This window comes from Helicobacter sp. MIT 00-7814 (assembly GCF_003364115.1).
Classification (GTDB): domain Bacteria; phylum Campylobacterota; class Campylobacteria; order Campylobacterales; family Helicobacteraceae; genus Helicobacter_F.
This window is the reverse complement of record NZ_NXLL01000021.1, coordinates 1-18492: the sequence shown is the minus strand read 5'-3', so window position 1 is coordinate 18492 and position 18492 is coordinate 1. Positions and strand designations below refer to the sequence as shown.

Annotated in this window: 15 protein-coding genes; 8 read left to right on the top strand and 7 right to left on the bottom strand. The window is 42.2% G+C overall.

Annotation, left to right across the window (positions count from 1 at the left end):
- Positions 1–224: 224 nt before the first annotated feature.
- The 4 genes from CQA49_RS07190 to CQA49_RS07175 form a co-directional block, all read right to left on the bottom strand.
- Positions 225–1085 (bottom strand): HDOD domain-containing protein, encoded by an 861-nt coding sequence (locus CQA49_RS07190; RefSeq protein ID WP_115575289.1) that lies wholly within the window; start codon positions 1083–1085, stop codon positions 225–227.
- Positions 1086–1187: 102 nt separating this feature from the next.
- Positions 1188–2606, bottom strand: coding sequence for an ABC transporter permease (locus CQA49_RS07185; RefSeq protein WP_115575288.1), 1419 nt, complete (start codon positions 2604–2606; stop codon positions 1188–1190).
- On the bottom strand, positions 2603–3730 hold the full coding sequence (locus CQA49_RS07180; protein ID WP_115575287.1) for an ABC transporter permease: 1128 nt from the start codon (positions 3728–3730) through the stop codon (positions 2603–2605). The genes CQA49_RS07185 and CQA49_RS07180 overlap by 4 nt, the downstream gene beginning before the upstream one ends.
- On the bottom strand, positions 3730–4716 hold the full coding sequence (locus tag CQA49_RS07175; RefSeq protein ID WP_115575286.1) for an HlyD family secretion protein: 987 nt from the start codon (positions 4714–4716) through the stop codon (positions 3730–3732). The genes CQA49_RS07180 and CQA49_RS07175 overlap by 1 nt, the downstream gene beginning before the upstream one ends.
- A gap of 177 nt (positions 4717–4893) precedes the next feature.
- On the opposite strand from CQA49_RS07175, the gene CQA49_RS07170 reads away from it, so the two are divergent.
- Positions 4894–6357 carry an anion permease gene (locus tag CQA49_RS07170; RefSeq protein WP_115575285.1) on the top strand — a complete coding sequence of 488 codons (1464 nt, stop codon included), beginning with the start codon at positions 4894–4896 and terminating at the stop codon, positions 6355–6357.
- Positions 6358–6411: 54 nt separating this feature from the next.
- A complete protein-coding gene (locus CQA49_RS07165; protein ID WP_115575284.1) occupies positions 6412–7137 on the top strand; it encodes a YebC/PmpR family DNA-binding transcriptional regulator in 726 nt (241 codons plus the stop codon).
- Positions 7138–7232: 95 nt separating this feature from the next.
- Here CQA49_RS07165 and ilvC read toward each other — a convergent pair whose 3' ends face one another.
- Entirely contained in the window at positions 7233–8258 is a 1026-nt protein-coding gene (gene ilvC, locus CQA49_RS07160; protein WP_115575283.1) for a ketol-acid reductoisomerase, read from the bottom strand.
- Between the two features lie 238 nt (positions 8259–8496).
- On the opposite strand from ilvC, the gene CQA49_RS10615 reads away from it, so the two are divergent.
- Positions 8497–10563 carry a Cache 3/Cache 2 fusion domain-containing protein gene (locus CQA49_RS10615; RefSeq protein ID WP_181882634.1) on the top strand — a complete coding sequence of 689 codons (2067 nt, stop codon included), beginning with the start codon at positions 8497–8499 and terminating at the stop codon, positions 10561–10563.
- Positions 10564–10703: 140 nt separating this feature from the next.
- Here the strand turns inward: CQA49_RS10615 and CQA49_RS07145 are convergent, their stop codons facing one another.
- Together CQA49_RS07145 and CQA49_RS07140 are read right to left on the bottom strand one after the other, a co-directional pair.
- Positions 10704–11447 (bottom strand): RsmE family RNA methyltransferase, encoded by a 744-nt coding sequence (locus CQA49_RS07145; protein WP_181882633.1) that lies wholly within the window; start codon positions 11445–11447, stop codon positions 10704–10706.
- Between the two features lie 8 nt (positions 11448–11455).
- Positions 11456–11917, bottom strand: coding sequence for a hypothetical protein (locus CQA49_RS07140; RefSeq protein ID WP_258864257.1), 462 nt, complete (start codon positions 11915–11917; stop codon positions 11456–11458).
- Between the two features lie 94 nt (positions 11918–12011).
- Here CQA49_RS07140 and hemH point away from each other — a divergent pair, with 94 nt between their 5' ends.
- The 5 genes from hemH to CQA49_RS07115 all read left to right on the top strand — a co-directional run bounded on the left by hemH (position 12012) and on the right by CQA49_RS07115 (position 18451).
- Positions 12012–12959 carry a ferrochelatase gene (gene hemH, locus CQA49_RS07135; protein WP_115575280.1) on the top strand — a complete coding sequence of 316 codons (948 nt, stop codon included), beginning with the start codon at positions 12012–12014 and terminating at the stop codon, positions 12957–12959.
- 118 nt (positions 12960–13077) lie between these two features.
- Positions 13078–13716, top strand: coding sequence for a thioredoxin fold domain-containing protein (locus CQA49_RS07130; RefSeq protein WP_115575279.1), 639 nt, complete (start codon positions 13078–13080; stop codon positions 13714–13716).
- 42 nt (positions 13717–13758) lie between these two features.
- The gene (gene ccsA / locus CQA49_RS07125; RefSeq protein WP_258864256.1) at positions 13759–16677 is read left to right on the top strand and encodes a cytochrome c biogenesis protein; all 2919 of its coding nucleotides are present in this window, start codon (positions 13759–13761) and stop codon (positions 16675–16677) included.
- Between the two features lie 257 nt (positions 16678–16934).
- A complete protein-coding gene (locus CQA49_RS07120; protein ID WP_115575278.1) occupies positions 16935–17795 on the top strand; it encodes a hypothetical protein in 861 nt (286 codons plus the stop codon).
- Positions 17796–18034: 239 nt separating this feature from the next.
- Positions 18035–18451: a cupin domain-containing protein gene (locus CQA49_RS07115; RefSeq protein WP_408938915.1), complete on the top strand. Its 417-nt coding sequence runs from the start codon at positions 18035–18037 to the stop codon at positions 18449–18451.
- The last annotated feature ends 41 nt before the right edge of the window (positions 18452–18492 follow it).

Below are 18492 nucleotides of genomic sequence, written 5' to 3'. Positions count from 1 at the left end.
TGTATTTTTTGTCTATATTATCTCCGCCTAAATTTTGCTTCTACTTCTTATCCTAGCGTTATTTTATTTTCATATTGTATGATTTTTCTTTTTTATGATTTTTCTTTGGCTTTGCGCGCAACTCGGTATTTTTAATTGATATAAATACAAGATTTTCTAGCGGGTGTTGTTTAGTAGTTTATAGAATCTGCCAACTCTTGCGAATTTAGCAGATTCTATAAGTATTAATCTTGAGCTAGCGGGGTGTTGAGGTTTGCTTTCATTTCTGGTGGCAATTTTTCTTCAAAGCGAGCAAATGAGAAGCTAACGCCTTGTTCTTGCGCTTCATTTAGAAGTTCTTGCGCCTTGTGCATGTTTTCCACACTTCCGCCCTGATAAGGCTCAAAAAGGCAATTTATCACAGCCAAGGCATATGCGCCTTTTTTGGCATTATCATGCGCTGAGTGCGGGGAAGTCATATATGAAACGCACTCGATAATAAACCTATCAAACTTCCAATGATCAAGCAAAAATGCCAAAAAGCTTAGAGAATCTTCATTGCAAAACTCTTCCTCTATGAGGCTGATATTTTTGAAATTATTTTCTTTTAGCATTTGCAAAAACTCCTTGTCTTTCCCCAACACGCGCAAAGAGTTTGAAAACAAAATAATCCCAAGTCGCAGCAACATCGCGCAAGGCACGAGCATTTGGGAAAGCTTTTTATCCTCTTCTGAAAGCCAATCTGAAACGAAATTTGCCTCTTTAGCGCAAGTGCCCAAAAATTCATTTGTATCTAATCCATAAGGCGAAACATCGACAGTGAAAGAATTTCTTAAAGAATTTGCTATGGCTATATTTTTGACATTATTAATGCCAAGCAGCGAGACGACTTGCTGGATTGTGGCAATTTCTCGAGAGAATCCATAAAAAGGAGAGTTCGCAAGACGCAAAAGTTCCGCTGTCAAAAGCGGGTCTTCTTGTATGATATTCACGACCTTTGAGACATCGACATCCGCACCTGCAGAATCCACATAATCACGGAGCTTAACGACTGTCGTCGGCAAAGGCGGGAGATTATCAATCGTTTTTAATAATACATCATTCATTGCAAATCCTCTCACTAGATAGAGTAAAGTAGCGTATTATATAAAAAATTCCTTAGCGAAGCTTAAAATACTTGCGCTTTCAAGCAATTTTACCACATTTAGCTACATTTTCTTAAGAATCTCACGCTTCTTTTTAAGCACCAAAACGCTTGCCACAAAGCACAGCACAAAAAGCCCAAGCAAAGCATAAAAATGTGGCATAATGCTTGAAAATTCCGCGCCCATTTGATTAAGACTAATAAAACCTCGTATGCCATGATATGCTGGGATAAGCTCTGCTAAAAACTGCAAAAAGCTAGGCAACAGCTCGCTAGGCCAAATAAAGCCCATAATAAACACCAGCGGCATTGAAGAAATAAACACAATTTGCGTTGGGATACTTTCATCTTTTAAACACGCGCCTAATAGCGTTCCGCACGCGCCACAGCATAAAATAAACGCGCCTGCAAAGCACCAAAAATCACTCACACTTGCATGGATATTCACACCAAAAAGTGGAAAAAATACCCCAAAATATAGCAAAAACCACACGCAGTAAATGCTACCAAAGGCGAGGATTCTAGCGCTTATGAGCTTTGGCAAAGAGGCTTTGAGAAAATAAGGAATCTTTATTCCTTTTGATGTATCGTCTCGTGCGAGTGAATCGCACTTCGCCTCCGCTTCGCGTGCGCTCGCGATCATACTCGGCGTTTTTTGGTTGATAAGATTTGTAGATTCTGCAATGTTTTTTGGTTGTTGAGAATCTATTCCATCAATTGGTATCGTCTTCGCGGGAGTGAATCCCGCTTCGCCTCCGCTCCACTGCGTTGCGCGTTCATACTCGCCGTTTTTTGGTTGATGAAATTCTGTAGATTCTGCGACGCTGTTTGATTGTTGAGAATCTAGCAATTTTCTATAATTGCGTGCTATGCGGTTTTGATACGCGCCCAAAATCGCGCTTCCGCCAATAAGCGTTTGGTGTAAAATAAACACAAGCACCGCAGCTAAGGCGTAGTTGATATAGCCAAGACTTGGGTTATACAGCGCAATGGCTTCATAAGAGATAATATTTGGCGTTAAAAGATTGCTATTTTTTTGCCTATAAAGTTGCTCACTTAGGGAATCTAGCGCGTTTTTCACCCCTTCGATAATCGCGCCATAAATAAGAAAATATGACGCATTGCCCATATAGCTCACCACGCTTCCTACGCCCATTTGCGCGTTTGCTTCAAAGCCTTTGGGGATAAAAAGAATGCCTGAAGCTTCAAAATTTTCCACTAAAATTTTTGCCTCTTCCAAACTCCCAACTTCCTGCAAAAGCGTGATTTGTGGCGTAGCACCAACTAAAAAAATAAGCTCATTTGAAAGCGTGCTGTTATCCTCATCGATGATGATGAGATTTTGCGCGGTGACATTGTCGTTGAGATAAGGCATAGGATAGAGTATCCCATACACCATCGAGCCTACAAATATCACAATCATCACAACGCGATTGCTAAAAATCGCCCTATATTCCGCAAGCAAAATCGAAAGAAAGCTCATTTTTTCCGCCTTAGCGCATAGATCCCCACACCTAATGCAAAGAAAAGCAAGAAAACCATCAATTCTCCTAGAATCTTAAACGCGCCTTCCAAACTTCCGCCATAGTTTGCCTGCTGCACGAAAAGCTCCATAAAGCTAGAAATGGGCAAAAACTTACTCCATAAAAGCGCGGGAAGATTCATAGAATTTTGCGGATAGGTAATGCCCGCAAACGCAAGGCTTGGCGCGGTATATACAGCGATGACGCCGATACTTTTGCGCACATCTAAAAGAATGGATTGTATAAATACCACCACGCCATTAACGCCAAAAAGCAAAAGCGCCAGCCCAAAAATGAGAATCCCCAAACTTCCGCGCTGCTCATAGCCGAGATTCTTTAAAAAAATCAGCATACAAAGTCCCCAAAACAAAAACACAAGAGAATTAAAGCAATAGCGGATACATAGGCTTTTACTCGAGCTTGGCGGATTTCGCAAAAGCCCTATCATACCAAGAGCGCTTAGGATTTGTAGCATACAAGGAAGCAAAAGCGTGAGAAGAAACTGCGCGTAGTTGTTGTTGGCATTATACAGCGGGATAATTTGCGAAAAAATCGGCATAGCCTTGCTTAGCGCAAGTTTCATATCTTGATCGCTGATGAGATTCTTTGCCACCCATTGCGTGGCATTGAGCGTGCCTGAAACTTGCGCAAACGCGGCATTAAGCGATTTACCGATAAGCACAAACTGCGCGTTATAGTAAAATGCGAGCTTCGCGCCACTGCCTAGATTTACATCGCGTTCAAAATTATGCGGGATAACAAGCAAAGCATAAATTTTCGCGCTTGCCAAATCCTCCTTTGCCGCAGCGATAGAATCATATTCTTTTGTTATTTTCATCACAGGCGTGGCATTTGTCTTAAACACCACTTCCGCGCTCATCACGCTTTTATCCAAATCCACCAAACCGATGGGAAGATTTCTAGGTAAAGAATTCACAAATACCGCGTAAATAAACCACGCGATCAAAAGCGGTAGCATAAAATACAGCAAAAACAGAATCTTGCGCCTACTTAAAAAGCGCCACAGCTGGGAAAGCTTTGTAAGATTCTTAGAATTTTTGAGATTTTCTAAAATTTGGTGCATTATTTTTTCTCAACGCTCACAATCGCGCTCATACCGACTTTGAACTCGCCATTATTTTCTAATGGCACCGCTTCAATCTCAAAACTTCGCAAATCATAACCTTTGGAATTTGAAGTCGCGCGCCAAGTGGCAAAATCACCCAACACAGAGACATAGCGCACTTTAAAGCGCTTTTCTTTTTGCAATGCTGGCAAAAAGGCGCTAAACTCTTCGCCCACGCTAAAATAAGGCAAATATTCCTCACTCACAGCCAAACGCAACCACACATCTGCCGTATCTACAAGCATCACAACAGGGAATCCGGTCGGGCTTAGCTCGCCCTCACTTAGCAAAATATTTGACACCTCGCCATCATTTGGCGCATAGGCTTGAATATCCTTGATATACGCTTCAACCTCGCTTAATTGCCCGCTAGCAGCGATTTCTTTTTGCTTTGCGGCTTCTTTGGTTTCCTTAGTCGCGCCATCTAGGGCGATTTTATATTGCTGAAGGGCGGTATTTTCGCTGTATTTGGCATTTTGAAAAGCTGTGTAAGCCTCATCGCGCCTTTGCAAGCTCGCTACGCCATTTTTGTAGAGATCCTCAATGCGCTTGTAGGTGTTTTCTGTCAGCTCGCGCATGGCTTTTGCGCTATTATACACATCGCGCGCAGAGATGATGGTCTCCACCCGCGCGCCCTTATGCGCCTCATCTGAAAGCGCCTTTGCAGCCTCATAGCCCGCTTTTGCCTGTGTGAGTTTGGCTTCTAGCTCGGGGGATTCTATGGTGAAAATCAAATCGCCTTTTTTGACCTTATCACCCTTTTTGACAAGCACAGATTCTATGCGTCCAGCGATTTTTGAGCTTACTTTATACTCGCGCGCTTGAATTTGTGCTTGCAAAGTTTGGGGCTTTGGCGCATACGCTTTATAAAAACTCATTATGAGCCAAATCACCACCAGTGCTAAAATCACCACCACAAAACCAATTTCAAACTGCTTTTTCATCTTGCAAATCCTTGTTTCAAAAAGTAGATTCTAAGTGTAATTGTAGCTTTGCTTGCAAAAATCTGCAAGTAGAATCTATTTTTGATGATTTTTAAAATTTTCTCCTTTTAAAAAAATTTAAAAAATTATATAATTGTGCTTATTTTTAAGGCGCAAAGATTGTTTTAAGGAGAATGTATGTCTAGTGTAATGAAAGTTCTCAAGCTTTTTGTTCCCGTGATTGTGGCGCTTGTGGTGTATGTGCTACCTACGCCGGAAGGCTTAAGCAATGCAAGTTGGCTGTATTTTAGTATCTTTTTAGGCGTGGTTGTGGGGCTTATTTTAGAGCCTATACCTGCGGCACTTGTGGGGCTTGTGGGCGTTGGTGTGTGCATTTGGCTCAAAGTTGGTCCTGTAGGCAGTGGCGTAGATGGCGCGCAAATAGCATCAAAAGTCGCTGTTTCATGGGGATTGGCCGGATTCTCAAATAGCACGGTGTGGCTGATTTTTGCAGCCTTTATGATCGGGCTTGGGTATCAAAGAAGTGGGCTTGGCAAGCGTATCGCGCTTTTTTTGGTTAAGACACTTGGCAAAACGACGCTAGGACTTGGTTATGCGATTTCTATTGCGGATTTGATTTTAGCGCCATTTATCCCTTCAAACTCTGCGCGTAGTGGGGGCACGCTGTATCCGATTGTGAATTCTATCCCGCCGATGATGGGAAGCTACCCGGATAAAGAACCTCGCAAAGTCGGTGCCTACCTCGTGTGGGTGTCTTTGGCGGCTACTTGCGTAACAAGCTCAATGTTTTTTACCGCACTCGCGCCTAACCTCTTAGCAATGGAGACAGCCGTAAAAAGCGGTGTAGAGCCTATTAGTTGGTTTGGCTGGTTTATGGCATTTTTGCCTGCGGGGATTATTTTATTCCTTCTCACGCCATTTTTGACTTATATCTTGTATCCGCCAACGCTCAAAGGTTCTAGCGAGGCACAAAAATGGGCGCAAGAGGAGCTTGGCAAAATTGGTAAAATGAGTATAAAAGAGTGGCTTATGATAGCGCTAGCAGTGTTTGCGCTGGTGTTTTGGATAGGTGGCGATACCTTTGGCGTAGATGCTACGACAGTCGCGCTTAGCGTGATGATAGGTATGGTGTTGCTTGGGATTATCTCATGGGACGATGTGCTGGGAAATAAATCTGCATGGAGCGTTTTGGCGTGGTTTGGCTCGCTTGTCACCCTTGCTGGCGGACTTAAGAATGTTGGATTCTTGGAATTTATCGCAAAGATTGGCGGGGAATATTTGGGGGATTTTGATGCGCTTACCGCGATGGTTGGGGTTATTGTGCTGTTTTATTTGTTGCATTACTTTTTTGCAAGCACCACTTCGCATGTTACTGCGCTTCTAGCGCTTTTCATCACCGTGGCTATGGGGATTGATGGCATTGATGTGCGCGAGCTTACGCTGTTTTTGATGCTTTCTCTTGGGATTATGGGGATTATCACGCCTTATGGCACGGGACCTTCGCCTGTGTGGTTTGGCTCTGGCTTTGTGAGTGGGAAGGATTTTTGGCGACTTGGCTTTATTTTTGGTATGCTGTATTTGGTGGTATTTTTGGTGATTACTATTCCGTGGGTGCGCTATGTGGCGCATGCGTGGCTGTGAGATTCTAAAAATATAGAATCTCTTTGTAAAAAAATTTAAAAGGAAGGAAAAAGTATGGGAAGAGCGTTTGAATACCGCAGGGCGGCTAAGGAAAAGCGATGGGATAAGATGAGTAAGGTTTTCCCAAAACTTGCAAAAGCTATCACCATGGCGGCAAAAGAGGGTGGAGGTGATCCAGCGATGAACGCGCGCCTGCGCACCGCCATTGCCAATGCAAAAGCGCAAAATATGCCAAAAGATAATATCGATGCGGCAATCAAGCGTGCTAGTGGCAAAGATGGGCAGTTTTTTGAAATAACTTATGAGGGCAAAGCCCCAAATGGCGTGCTTATCTTTATCGAATGTACGACTGATAACCCTACACGCACCATTGCTAATATCAAAAGTTATTTTAATAAAACCGCAGGCGCGCAGATTGTGCCAAGTGGGAGTTTGGAATTTCACTTTGCACGCAAAAGCGTTTTTGAGTTTGCGCGCCCGGAAGGCAGGGATTTAGAGGAGATAGAGCTAGAACTTATTGATTATGGATTAGAAGGGCTTGAAATCATAGAAGATGAAGAGGAAGGCGCGGTGGTGCTGGTGCATGGGGATTACAAAGATTTTGGGCGCTTAAATGAAGGCTTTGAAAATCTACAAATTGAGCTTAAAAAAGCAAGCCTGCAACGCTTCCCCACAAGCCCTATAAGCCTTAGCGAGGAGCAACTTTTAGAGCTTGAAAAGCTTCTTGATAGAATCCAAGATGATGATGATGTGCAAGCAGTTTGGACAAATTTGCAGTGAAAATAATGAGTGATTGAGTAAGAGAAAATTTAGTAAATATAATTCTTTGAAATACCCTTAAAGATTCTTAAGGGTATTTTGCAGGGGGATTTGGCTTAGTTTTTATCCTTATCCACCAATTTATTTGCGCCAATCCAAGGCATCATAGCGCGAAGTCGTTCGCCCACTTTTTCGATGCCATGATTTGCTAGATTCTTGCGCTCTGCGTTCATTCTCGCATAGCCTGCCTTGCGCTCTAAAATAAAGTCTTTTGCAAAGCGTCCCTCTTGAATATCACGCAAAATCTCTTTCATAGCCTTTTTAGATTCTGCATTTATCACGCGCGGACCACTTACCATATCGCCATATTCTGCGGTGTTAGAAATCGAGTAGCGCATATTTGCAAGCCCACCCTCATAAATCAAATCAACGATGAGCTTTAACTCATGCAAGCACTCAAAATACGCCATCTCTTCAGGATAGCCAGCCTCTACTAGCGTCTCAAATCCCGCTTTTACAAGGCTTGTAACCCCACCGCAAAGCACTGCTTGCTCGCCAAATAAATCTGTTTCAGTTTCATCTTTGAAAGTTGTCTCAATAATCCCGCTGCGCCCGCCACCAATCGCACTTGCATAACTAAGCGCAACCGCTCTAGCGTCATTTTTGCTAGTATCTTGCTCAACCGCGATTAAGTCTGGAATCCCGCCACCTTTAACAAACTCGCTTCGCACCGTATGCCCCGGTGCTTTTGGAGCTACCATTATCACGCCCACACCTTTTGGAGCTTTAATCTGCCCAAAATGCACATTAAATCCATGCCCAAAAGCAATGATTTTATCCTCTTTCAAGTGCGGGGCAATGTCGCGCTCAAACACATCAGCCTGCAGCTCATCTGGGATTAATATCATTATCAAATCAGCCCATTTTGTAGCCTCGCTCACTTCTTGCACCCTAAAGCCCTTAGCCTCCGCCTTGGCCCAGCTTTTCCCGCCTTTATAAAGCCCGATAGCTACTTCCACGCCAGAATCTCGCAAGTTTTCTGCATGCGCGTGCCCCTGACTACCAAAGCCGATGATGGCTACTTTTTTCTTTTTGATAAGCCCTAAATCGCAATCTTTGTCGTAATATACTTTTAATGCCATCGCTTACTCCTTAAGTTTTGTAATCTCAAAAAACGCGTTAGATTTAAGCAAAACTTCTTTTAAATATTGTTTAAATGCGCGTATTTTGTGTGGATTCACAAATTTGATACTTTTTGTAAGTGAAAAAATGAAAGTTTTTGTGCAATTTGATGCCAAAAGATTTAAAATGAGAAGTTTTCTTGTTATAATCAATCCCCTTTTTGAGTATGAAATTTAACATTTAATAGGAGCCGTGATTATGGGATTATGGAGGAATTTATCGCTTAATAAAAAGTTTGTTGTCTTGCAAGTGCTGGTGTTTTTCGTGCTACTTGTGCCGTTTTTGGTCTTTGTCGATCGCGTGATGAGTAGTCACACGCAGTCCCAAGTCACAGAAGAGCTAAACCAGCTAAATGGCATTATTAATGGCAGTTTGGAAGTGTTTTTTGATGAAATGCTTATAGAATCCAAAAAATCGCTCAATATCTTAGAAGTGGTGTTTGCAAGGATACATGGCACAAAGAGCGCTTCTAGCTTTAAGCGCGAGGGCGAAGTCGCGGTAATTAGAGCGGATAAGCAAAGCGTGCATGTGCCAAATTTAAGCTACAACAATGTGCTTTTGGCAAATTCTTTGGAGATTGTGGATTATTTTTCAAGCATTACAGGAGGCGTGGCGACGATTTTTGTTAAGGATTCTAAGGGCGATTTTGTGCGCATTGCCACATCGCTTCATAATGAAAACAAAATGCGTATGGTTGGCACGAGCCTTGATCGCAATTCTGCGGTATTTCAAGCGATGAGTGAGGGCAAAACTTTTTATGGGCGCGTGAGTTTGTTTGGCAAGGATTATATGAGCGTGTATGAGCCTGTCAGAAACGCGCAAAATGAAATTGTTGGGATTCTCTTTGTTGCGCATGATTTGACAAGCGCGTATGAGAATCTCACCCAAAGCCTGCAGAATCTAAAGATTGGCAAGAGTGGCAAAATCATGGTTGCAGATCTTAAGGGCGATAAATTTATTTTTGGCGCAAGTAACAAGCCTAGTGAAAATGCCTTCATTACGCAGCGCAAAGATGGCTCTTATGCGCTAAAAATCGATAAAAAAACTTATATGTTTTTTGACGCGTATAATAAAGGCGCGGATTTGCATATCATTACACAAGCGCTTTTGTCAGACTTTACTGAGGATAATATTTTCATTGAGCGCGTGATTGTCGGTGGCGTACTGGTGCTACTTGTGGCGATTTTGCTAGCGAGCTGTTTTGTGATTGAGCGCTTTGTGCTAAGGCGATTAAAGCGTTTGTCAAAAATCATTATCGCATTTTTGTCCCATGTCAATTACGAAGGTGAGGCGCCTAAGCCAATCCAAGTGCGCAATAACGACGAATTAGGCGAAATCACAAAGAAGATTAATGAATCTATGGAAAAAGTTGAAAATGGCTTCAAGCAAGATAAACAGGCATTGCAAGACACCATAGAAGTGATTGAAAGTATCAAATGCGGGCATCTTAGCCGTCGCGTGAGCAAAGAACCACATAATCCAAACCTAAAAGAGCTTCAAAAGCTTATCAATGAGGCGCTAGAGCAAACAGCGATTAAGGTTGGCGCTGGAATCCACGCCTTGCAAGAATACGCGCAAGAGGACTTCCGCGAGGGCGTGAGCGAAGAGGGGATAGAAGGGGAGATTCTGAAATTTTATCAAGGTATCAATACTTTGCGTTCTAGCATTGTTACCACTTTCAAAGCGCGTCTTTTGGTGAGCGAAAATCTTAATAAAATCTCACAAGATCTCGCAGAATCTGTAAATAAAATCACGCATGGCGCGAGCACACAGGCTTCTAGTATCAATCAAAGCGCAAGCGCGATTGAGCAAATTAGCTCATCAATGGAAGGCGTGAATGACCGCACAAGCGAGGTTACACAACAAAGCGAGGACATTAAAAAGGTGATTGGCATTATCCGCGATATTGCAGATCAAACAAACTTGCTAGCTCTTAATGCCGCGATTGAAGCAGCGCGCGCAGGCGAGCATGGAAGAGGCTTTGCGGTGGTGGCTGATGAGGTGAGGAAGCTTGCTGAACGCACGCAGAAGTCTTTGAGCGAGATTGAAGCAAATACAAATATCCTCGTCCAAAGTATCAACGACATGGCAGAATCTATCAAAGAGCAAACAGAGGGAATCGCGCAGATTAATCAAGCCATTAACGAGCTAGAAAGCGTGACAAATGAGAATGTTTCCGTGGCAGGGCATTCTAAAGAGATTAGCAGTAGTGTGGAAAAAATCGCACAAAAAATCTTTGAAGATGTTTCGACGAAGAAATATTAGGTTTTGTGTTGGATTTTAGAGATTCTAGTTTTTCAGATTCTTTTTTGTTTAGCTTAACCCATTGGTTTTTTAAAGCTTCTTTAACAAAGGGATAAAAAAGGGCTTGAATTAGCAAGCTCGATCTCTTTACCTCGTATCCCCTAAAACTCCACAAATCCCAAAATGCTTGCGGTGAAAATGCACGCGCTTTCGCTTCTTAAAGTGTAAGCGTGCTTGATTTGCGCGCATGGGGTGCTAAAAGATTGCAAAAGTGCGCGTTCATTTTCGCTTAAGCCTCCTTCTGCGCCGATGAGCACACTTGGACGCGTATTTATACTTTTAAGCACGCAATCAAGTGTCGGGGCTGGAAAATCAAGCGCGATAATATTTTTATATTTTTGCAACACCGCTTGCAAATTTGGCAAAAACTCAATTTCCAAAAGCTCATTTCTCCCGCACTGCTCGCAAGAATGGACAAGAATCTTACGCAAGCGCGCTTCATTTAGCACAATATTTTTTTGCGAAAAATCCGCATAGAAAAAGCTAAGTTTCCCTATACCTAATTCATTCAAAAAAGGCAAGGTTTTCTCAACCACCTTAGAATCTACAATCGCCCAAATGATATGCACGCGCGCATTTGGGCTTTCACTCGCGCCACTATTTGCACTCTTTATAGCATTTACACCATCACTCGCGCCATTTGTCTGCTCTATTATAGAATCCACAAGCTCCAAACGCGCCTTATTACGCGAAAGTGCGGTGATTTTGTATTCATACAACTTCCCGTCAGTTAGATTTGAAAGGATAAGATTTTTTTCCTTCTGCCAACGGCGCGATTTGAAAATATATGCATAAGATTCTCCCTCCAAAGCCAGCTCATTTTTGCCAGCGCACTCATCATACAAAAAGCGCATTACACAAAGCACACAAGCAAAATAAGCGCGTAAAAAAGCGCTTCTAAAAAATAGAGAATCTTTGCAAATTTTATGTATTTTTGCATTGCTTCCAAACTCGTTCTCTTGGCAACTTTCAAAATCTTCAAGCGCATAATCTCGCCAACAAGCACAAGAAGGCAAAATGCACTCATCAAAATAGCGCTAAAGCCAAAACTCTGCGGATTAAAAATAACGATATTTAGCCCGCTTAAAAGCGCGACAGAAAAGAGAAAAAAGATTAAAGGCATACAATACCAAATCCTTTTATTAAGCTGGATTAGGTTTTTGTGAAAAAAAAGATGGTAGAGATTGAGCATAATTGGCACAATGAAAAAAAACGCAAAAATTTTGTGGTAAAACACAAGCCCTTGCAAAGATTCCAAAAGTGCGAGGGATTGCATAGATGTGTCTAAATGCGTAAATTGCTCTATTTGTTCCATAGATTGTGCGTCCTTGTGGGGTAAGATTAACTTTAAGACTTTATTATTACAAACCTTTTTTAACGAGCAGATTAAGGAAGGATAAGGGAGAAAGATGTCAAAACAAGCTGTGGTGCTTTTTAACATGGGCGGACCAAATAGTTTGTATGAGGTTGAGAGTTTTTTAAAACAGCTTTTTAGCGATCCGCATATTTTGGGGATTCGTAATAATTTCCTTCGTAAAAATCTCGCAAATTTCATCGCAAACAAGCGCCTAGAGGAAGCAAAGAGAAATTATCAAGCCATCGGTGGTTGCTCGCCAATCATCACTCACACGCTCAATCTCACAAATACGCTTAACGCGCTAGATTCCACGCGCTTTTATACTTATTGTATGCGCTACACACCGCCATTTGCAAAAGATGTGCTTGCGGATTTGCAGAATCAAAATTTTAGCTCGCTCGTGCTTTTTAGTATGTATCCGCAGTATTCCACCACCACGACAAAATCCTCTCTCGTCTCAATCCAGCAAGCGCTAAGCGAGCTAAAATTTGCCCCAAAAATCAAGGTGATTGAGCGCTACTTTTCGCACTATGCGTATAATAAGCTCATCATCTCGCATATCAAAGAAGCCCTTAATGGCGCGGATTCTAAGGATTTCACGCTTGTATTTTCCGCTCACGCCCTGCCTCAGAGCCTTGTGAAAAAAGGCGATACCTACCCGCAGGAATGCGAGCATAACCTTGCGATGCTTAAAGAAATGCTTGACACGCAACAGCTACATTTTAAAAATATCTTGCTCACTTATCAGTCAAAAATCGGACCTATTAAGTGGATTGGTCCGGCTACGCAAGAAGTGCTTAAATCCTTGAAAAACGACAAGGTGCTGATTTTCCCGCTGTCTTTTACGATTGATAATTCTGAGACGGATTATGAGCTTGCGATTGAGTGCAAGCACCTAGCGCAGCAAAATGGCATTAAGGATTTTCGCGTGGCAAGGTGCTTTAACGACAGGAGCGAGTTTGCGCAATTTATCGTAGATATGGTGGAGGAATTTAGCTAGAATCTTGCGTGAATTTTGGCGCGAGATTCTTTACGGGATTTTTTAAAGTTAGAATCTTGGCTAGATTCTAGGCGAGATTTTCAAGGATTTGTAAAATAAACATAAGGGGGCTTACAAAGTGAAAAAGGCATTGAAGTTTAAACCGCGAGTGTTTTTTTATTGTGCGTTTTTTGCGCTATTTGGGGCGTTGTTTTTGGGCTGTGAGGATTCTAAAGTCGAGCTTTCAGATTCAAAAGGTGCCTCGCAATCGCGCATTGAGGAAATAGAATCCCTTGATAAAGCAAGCTATGCGGGCTTAGAAAATGTCTTTTTAGACACAAAGCTTATCACGCCGGATAACAAGCCTCTTGTGCTTATTTTTGGCAAAAACAACTGCACTTATTGCGATAAATTTAAAGACAATCTCAAAGCAGATTCTGAGACAAAAGAGCTTTTGGCGCGGGATTTTTCAGCGTATTATATTAATATTGACTACACCAAAACGCATGAGGTGAAATTTGGCGATGACAAAAACGAGCCACAAAAAAGTGTGTTTATCCAAACGCTTGATTTAGCTAAACAATATCAAGTGCGCCCGACACCGACTTTCATCTTTGCGGATTCTTTAGGGAATGCGTTTTTTGCCTATCCGGGATTTTTGAAGCCAGCGCAGTTTAGGGCGATTTTGGAGCGCATTAAAGACATTAAAATCGTGCAAAAAGATTCCATCAACGCGCTTTCAGATGAGCTTTTCAAGCTTGTAGAAAATGCGCACTAACACAATGCGCGCAACCACCACCCCAACTTTTAAGGAGAAAAAATGAAAAATTCCACGCTTACACGAGTGCTAGCCCTGCTGTTTGCTAATATGCCTTTGGTGTTGCTTTTGATTGCGATTTATGCGATAGCTTGCGGTGTTGCGACTTTTATAGAATCCGCGCAAGGCTCGCTTGTGGCGCGCGCAAGCGTGTATGGGACTTGGTGGTTTGAGATGCTACATATTTGGCTGCTGCTTAGCCTTATTGGTTGTTTTCTCACTTCAAAATCATGGCAACGCAAAAAATACGCCTCGCTCGCACTTCACTTTTCATTTATCCTTATTATTTTTGGTGCTGGAGTTACGCGATACGCGGGATTTGAAGGCACAATGCCGATAAAAAATGAGCAAAGCTCAAATAGAATCTACTCAAGCGAACCTTACCTCATCATTCAAGCTTTTGACAAAAACACGCAACAATTTCAAGGTGTGGAAATTGAGATGATTGCCCCTGCGCGCAAATACTACATTCTCAATCTTTTTGATGAAGAGTTTTTGCTAAAATTTGGCGCGTTAGAGCATAAGGAAAGCGAGTTTGGCATGCCTTATACTTCGCTTGAGCTTGAAATTTTAGAATCCAAACAAAAGCTTAGCTTGTCTGACAAACTCTTTGGCGTGGGGAAAGAAAAGTGGGAAGATGCCACAAAGCTTGAAATTATCCAATCCCAGCTCGGCGATATTCCAGAGCAGATTCACACAGAAATTGGCGAAAAAGTTTTCATCATCGGTTGGGGGAGCAAGGTTATCGCGCTTCCTTTCAAAATCTACCTTGATAAATTTGTGCTTGATCGCTATCCGGGCTCGCAAATGCCTTCATCCTACGCGTCATTTGTGAAGGTTGAGGACAGCGCGAATAACACGCAAAAAGAGGCGGTGATTTTTATGAAAAATGTGTTAGATTATGGCGGTTATCGCTTTTTCCAAAGTTCGTATTTCCCGGATGAAAGCGGGACGATTTTATCTGTCAATAATGATCCGGGCAAGCTTCCAACCTACATTGGCTACGCACTTTTGATGCTTAGCTGTATTTGGCTACTTTTTGATAAAAATTCCCGCTTTAGCGCCCTAGCGCGTTTTGTGAAGTCAAAATCAAGCCTTGCATGTGCGAGCGCACTGCTTTGCCTTAGCCTTTTGCCACAAAATGCCTACGCGCAAGCTACTCAAGCGCCACAAAACGCGCAAAACACAGAATCTACGCAAGCCCAACAAGCCCCGCAAGATTCTAATCATCAATTTACGCAAAAGCCCACACAAGAGGAAGTCGAGCAATTTATCGAGCTTGTGAAGAAAAATTCCAAAGCCTTTAGCGAGGATTTTGGCAAAATTTTGATGCAAGACTTTGATGGGCGCATTAAGCCACTAGATACGATTGCGGCGGATTATATCCACAAAATGACAGGCAAAGATCACTTTTTAGGACTTAGCAACACACAGCTTTTTTTGGCAATCCTTGTAACACCTGAATATTTTAAAGAAGTCAAGCTTCTAAAAAGCAAAAGCCCAGAATTGCGCGAGCTTTTGGGCAATGATCCCAAAAAGGCGTATATCGCGCCAATTGATGCGTATCTGCCTGATGGGACTTATATCCTTGCAAACTATGTCGAGCGCGCAAATCAAAAGCCTCTCAAAGAACAAAACACTTTTGATAAAGATGTGATTGAGTTTAACGAAAAGCTTTATGTTTTTGGGCTGATTTATTCCACAAAAGCTCTGCGTGTGCTGCCTGACACGAAAGAAGATGTGCAGGATTGGCATGATTTTGACAGCGTGATTATCAAAGCGATGATGCAAAAAGATGACGCAACCTATGCGCGCGTGTATAAAATCGCGGAATCTATCTCGCGTGGATTTTCACTTGGTGTAACGCAAAATAATTGGGATCTTGCTTATAAAGGCTTAGAACTCTTGCAAGAGTATCAAAAAGAGCATGGCAGTGATTTGCTGATTTCGCCCGGCAGGATAAAAGCAGAGATTTGGCTTAACAAAACGCGCCCATTTGAAAGGCTGACTTTTCCTTATTTGCTCTTTGGCTTTGGGCTTTTCATCGTTGCACTCATCGCAATTTTACGCAATAAAGCAGTAAGTAAAAAGCTCAATCTCGCTTTTTACGCACTTATCGCGCTTTGCTTTGTTTTGCATTCCGCGGGGCTTGTCATCCGCTGGTATGTGAGCGGGCATGCACCTTGGAGCAATGCCTATGAATCAATGCTTTATATCGCGTGGGCAGCGGCACTCTCTGGCGTGGTGTTTTTTAGGAAGTCTTCCCTTGCGCTTTGCTCGGCGTCCTTTTTGGCGGGCATCACGCTTTTTGTGGCAAATCTCGGCGATATGAATCCACAAATTGGCAATCTCGTCCCCGTGCTAAAATCCTATTGGCTCAATATCCATGTTTCCGTCATTACCGCGAGTTATGGCTTTTTGGGGCTTTGCTTTGTGCTTGGGATTATCACGCTTGTTTTATTTACGCTCCGCTCGCCAAAGCGCAAAAATATCGAAGATTCTATCCTTTCCCTTAGCGCGATTAATGAAATGAGTATGTTGCTTGGGCTGTTTTTGCTTACTGCTGGAAACTTCCTTGGCGCGATTTGGGCCAATGAATCTTGGGGGCGCTATTGGGGCTGGGATCCAAAAGAGACTTGGGCGCTTATTAGCATTGGCGTGTATGCGATTATTTTGCACCTACGATTCTGCGGGTTTAAAAATATGCCGCTTATTTTTGCCTCCGCGAGCGTGCTAGGATTTTTTAGCGTGCTGATGACTTATTTTGGGGTGAATTATTTTTTAGTCGGCATGCACTCTTACGCGCAGGGCGAGGCAGCGAGCGTTCCGTGGTATATTTATGCGATGGTGGCGTGTGTGGTGGCACTCATCGCTCTAGCAGTCTTTAAAAACAAAAACACACCTTTAGAGCTCAAGCTTTAAGGTGGCTTTTGCTAGGAATCTTGCTTGGCTGAAGCAAGATTCTGACTTCTTAAAATCCTTAATTTATATAATCACACCAACTACAAACTTCTAAATTTCACTTTTCATCTTCTTAGATTCTGTGTAACTTCGTAACTTTATGAAAAAGTTTTTGATGAATTTAATGAGTTTCCTTGAAAAAAAAAAAAAACAATATCATTTGATTGTGCGCTTGAAATACGGCGTAAAAACAAAACAAAAAAAAAGGAGAAAACACAATGACAAAATACTTGAAAATTGCTTGTATTTTGGGAATCTTAGGATTAGGGTGCAATGTAATTGCTGATGATATGCAAAAAGAGATAGAAGCTTTAAAGAAAGAAAATGAGCTTTTGGAATTAAAGAAAAAGAATGAGCAGTTAAAAGCTGGGAAAGAAGTAAAAGAATCTAGCGCAGAATCTGCTGCTGTTGATAAAAGTGGATTCTTAGGATTCTGCAAAGGAGAGCATAAAAATACAGGTTGTTTTATAGGGGTTGAGTTAGGATATGCGCCGAGTGTGGAGAATTACTTAAATACAAAAGAAAACACACCCGGAGCAACCCCAGATACTTTCAATCAATCTACTTACTCACTGCCTATTAATCTAGCCTTAGGTTGGCAATGGTATTACGCACAAAATGCAGGCTTTCAATTTAAAGGGCATGTAGGATATGCGAGCTATAATTCAAGCAATACAGAAAATGGTGTTGCAATAAACTTAAATTCCTCTGCAGTGCATTTTGGTTTAGAAGCCTCATATCTTTATGACTTTATCTACAATGAAACGCACACTTTTGGTGCAAATGTGGGTATTGGCTATGAGTTTGGTGTATTTGTCGGGCAAGGATATAATGTAGATGCTTCAAATACAAATGTCTCCTTTGATTCCTACTTTGCCTCAAGCTTTATCACAAGCATTGGGATTCACTACTTCTATAAAAGCCATCATCAATTTGGGCTAGCTTATCGCTATAAAAGTGGCTACACAATAGGTGAAGGTGGAAGTCAAACAATTGACCTTCAAGGCAGTAGCGGAGATGTCAAATACTCCACCACGCCAAACAGCGCGATAATGCTTTCATATCTTTATAGATTTTAAAGATTTTTAGAATCCTAACATCACTTGTGCGGGCTTTGCTCGCATAAGCCCTCTACAAAAAATCTTGCAAAAACCACATTTTTTCTTAAAAACCCTTGACAAACACTAGGTGTCAGGCTTTATAATTACATTTTCAAACACCAAACAAAGGAGACAAAATGAAAAAATACGCAAAACTTGGCGCATGCGCTGCGGGCGCGCTTTTGGCTGGAAATGTAGCCCTAGCAGAATCTAGTGCGTTGCAAAGCGTGATTAAAGCCTCGCAAATGAAAAGTTTTAAAGGAGATTCTAAAATCTTTAGCGGTGAAGTAAAGGTAACCATGCTTTTTGGTGAGAATGAAAATCGCAATGTTGGCGGAGGCTTGGTTGAGTTTAGCCCAAAGGCTAGAAGCGCGTGGCATACGCACCCAAATGGGCAAACACTAATCGTGGTTGAGGGCGAGATTTACACAGGCACAGAAGATGGAATCACTCAAATTGCAAAAAAGGGAGATGTAATTGAGTGTCCAGCTGATGTAAAGCATTGGCATGGTGCGGGCGAGAGGCAAAAGGGCGCGCATATCGCGCTTACAGGCAGTAAAGATGGCAAAAATGTTATTTGGCTAGAAAAATTGAGTGATGAGGAATATAAAAGCGCGATTAAAAATGCGAAGTAGATTCTAAAGTAATGCAGTGTGCGGCACGCACTTTCTAGCGT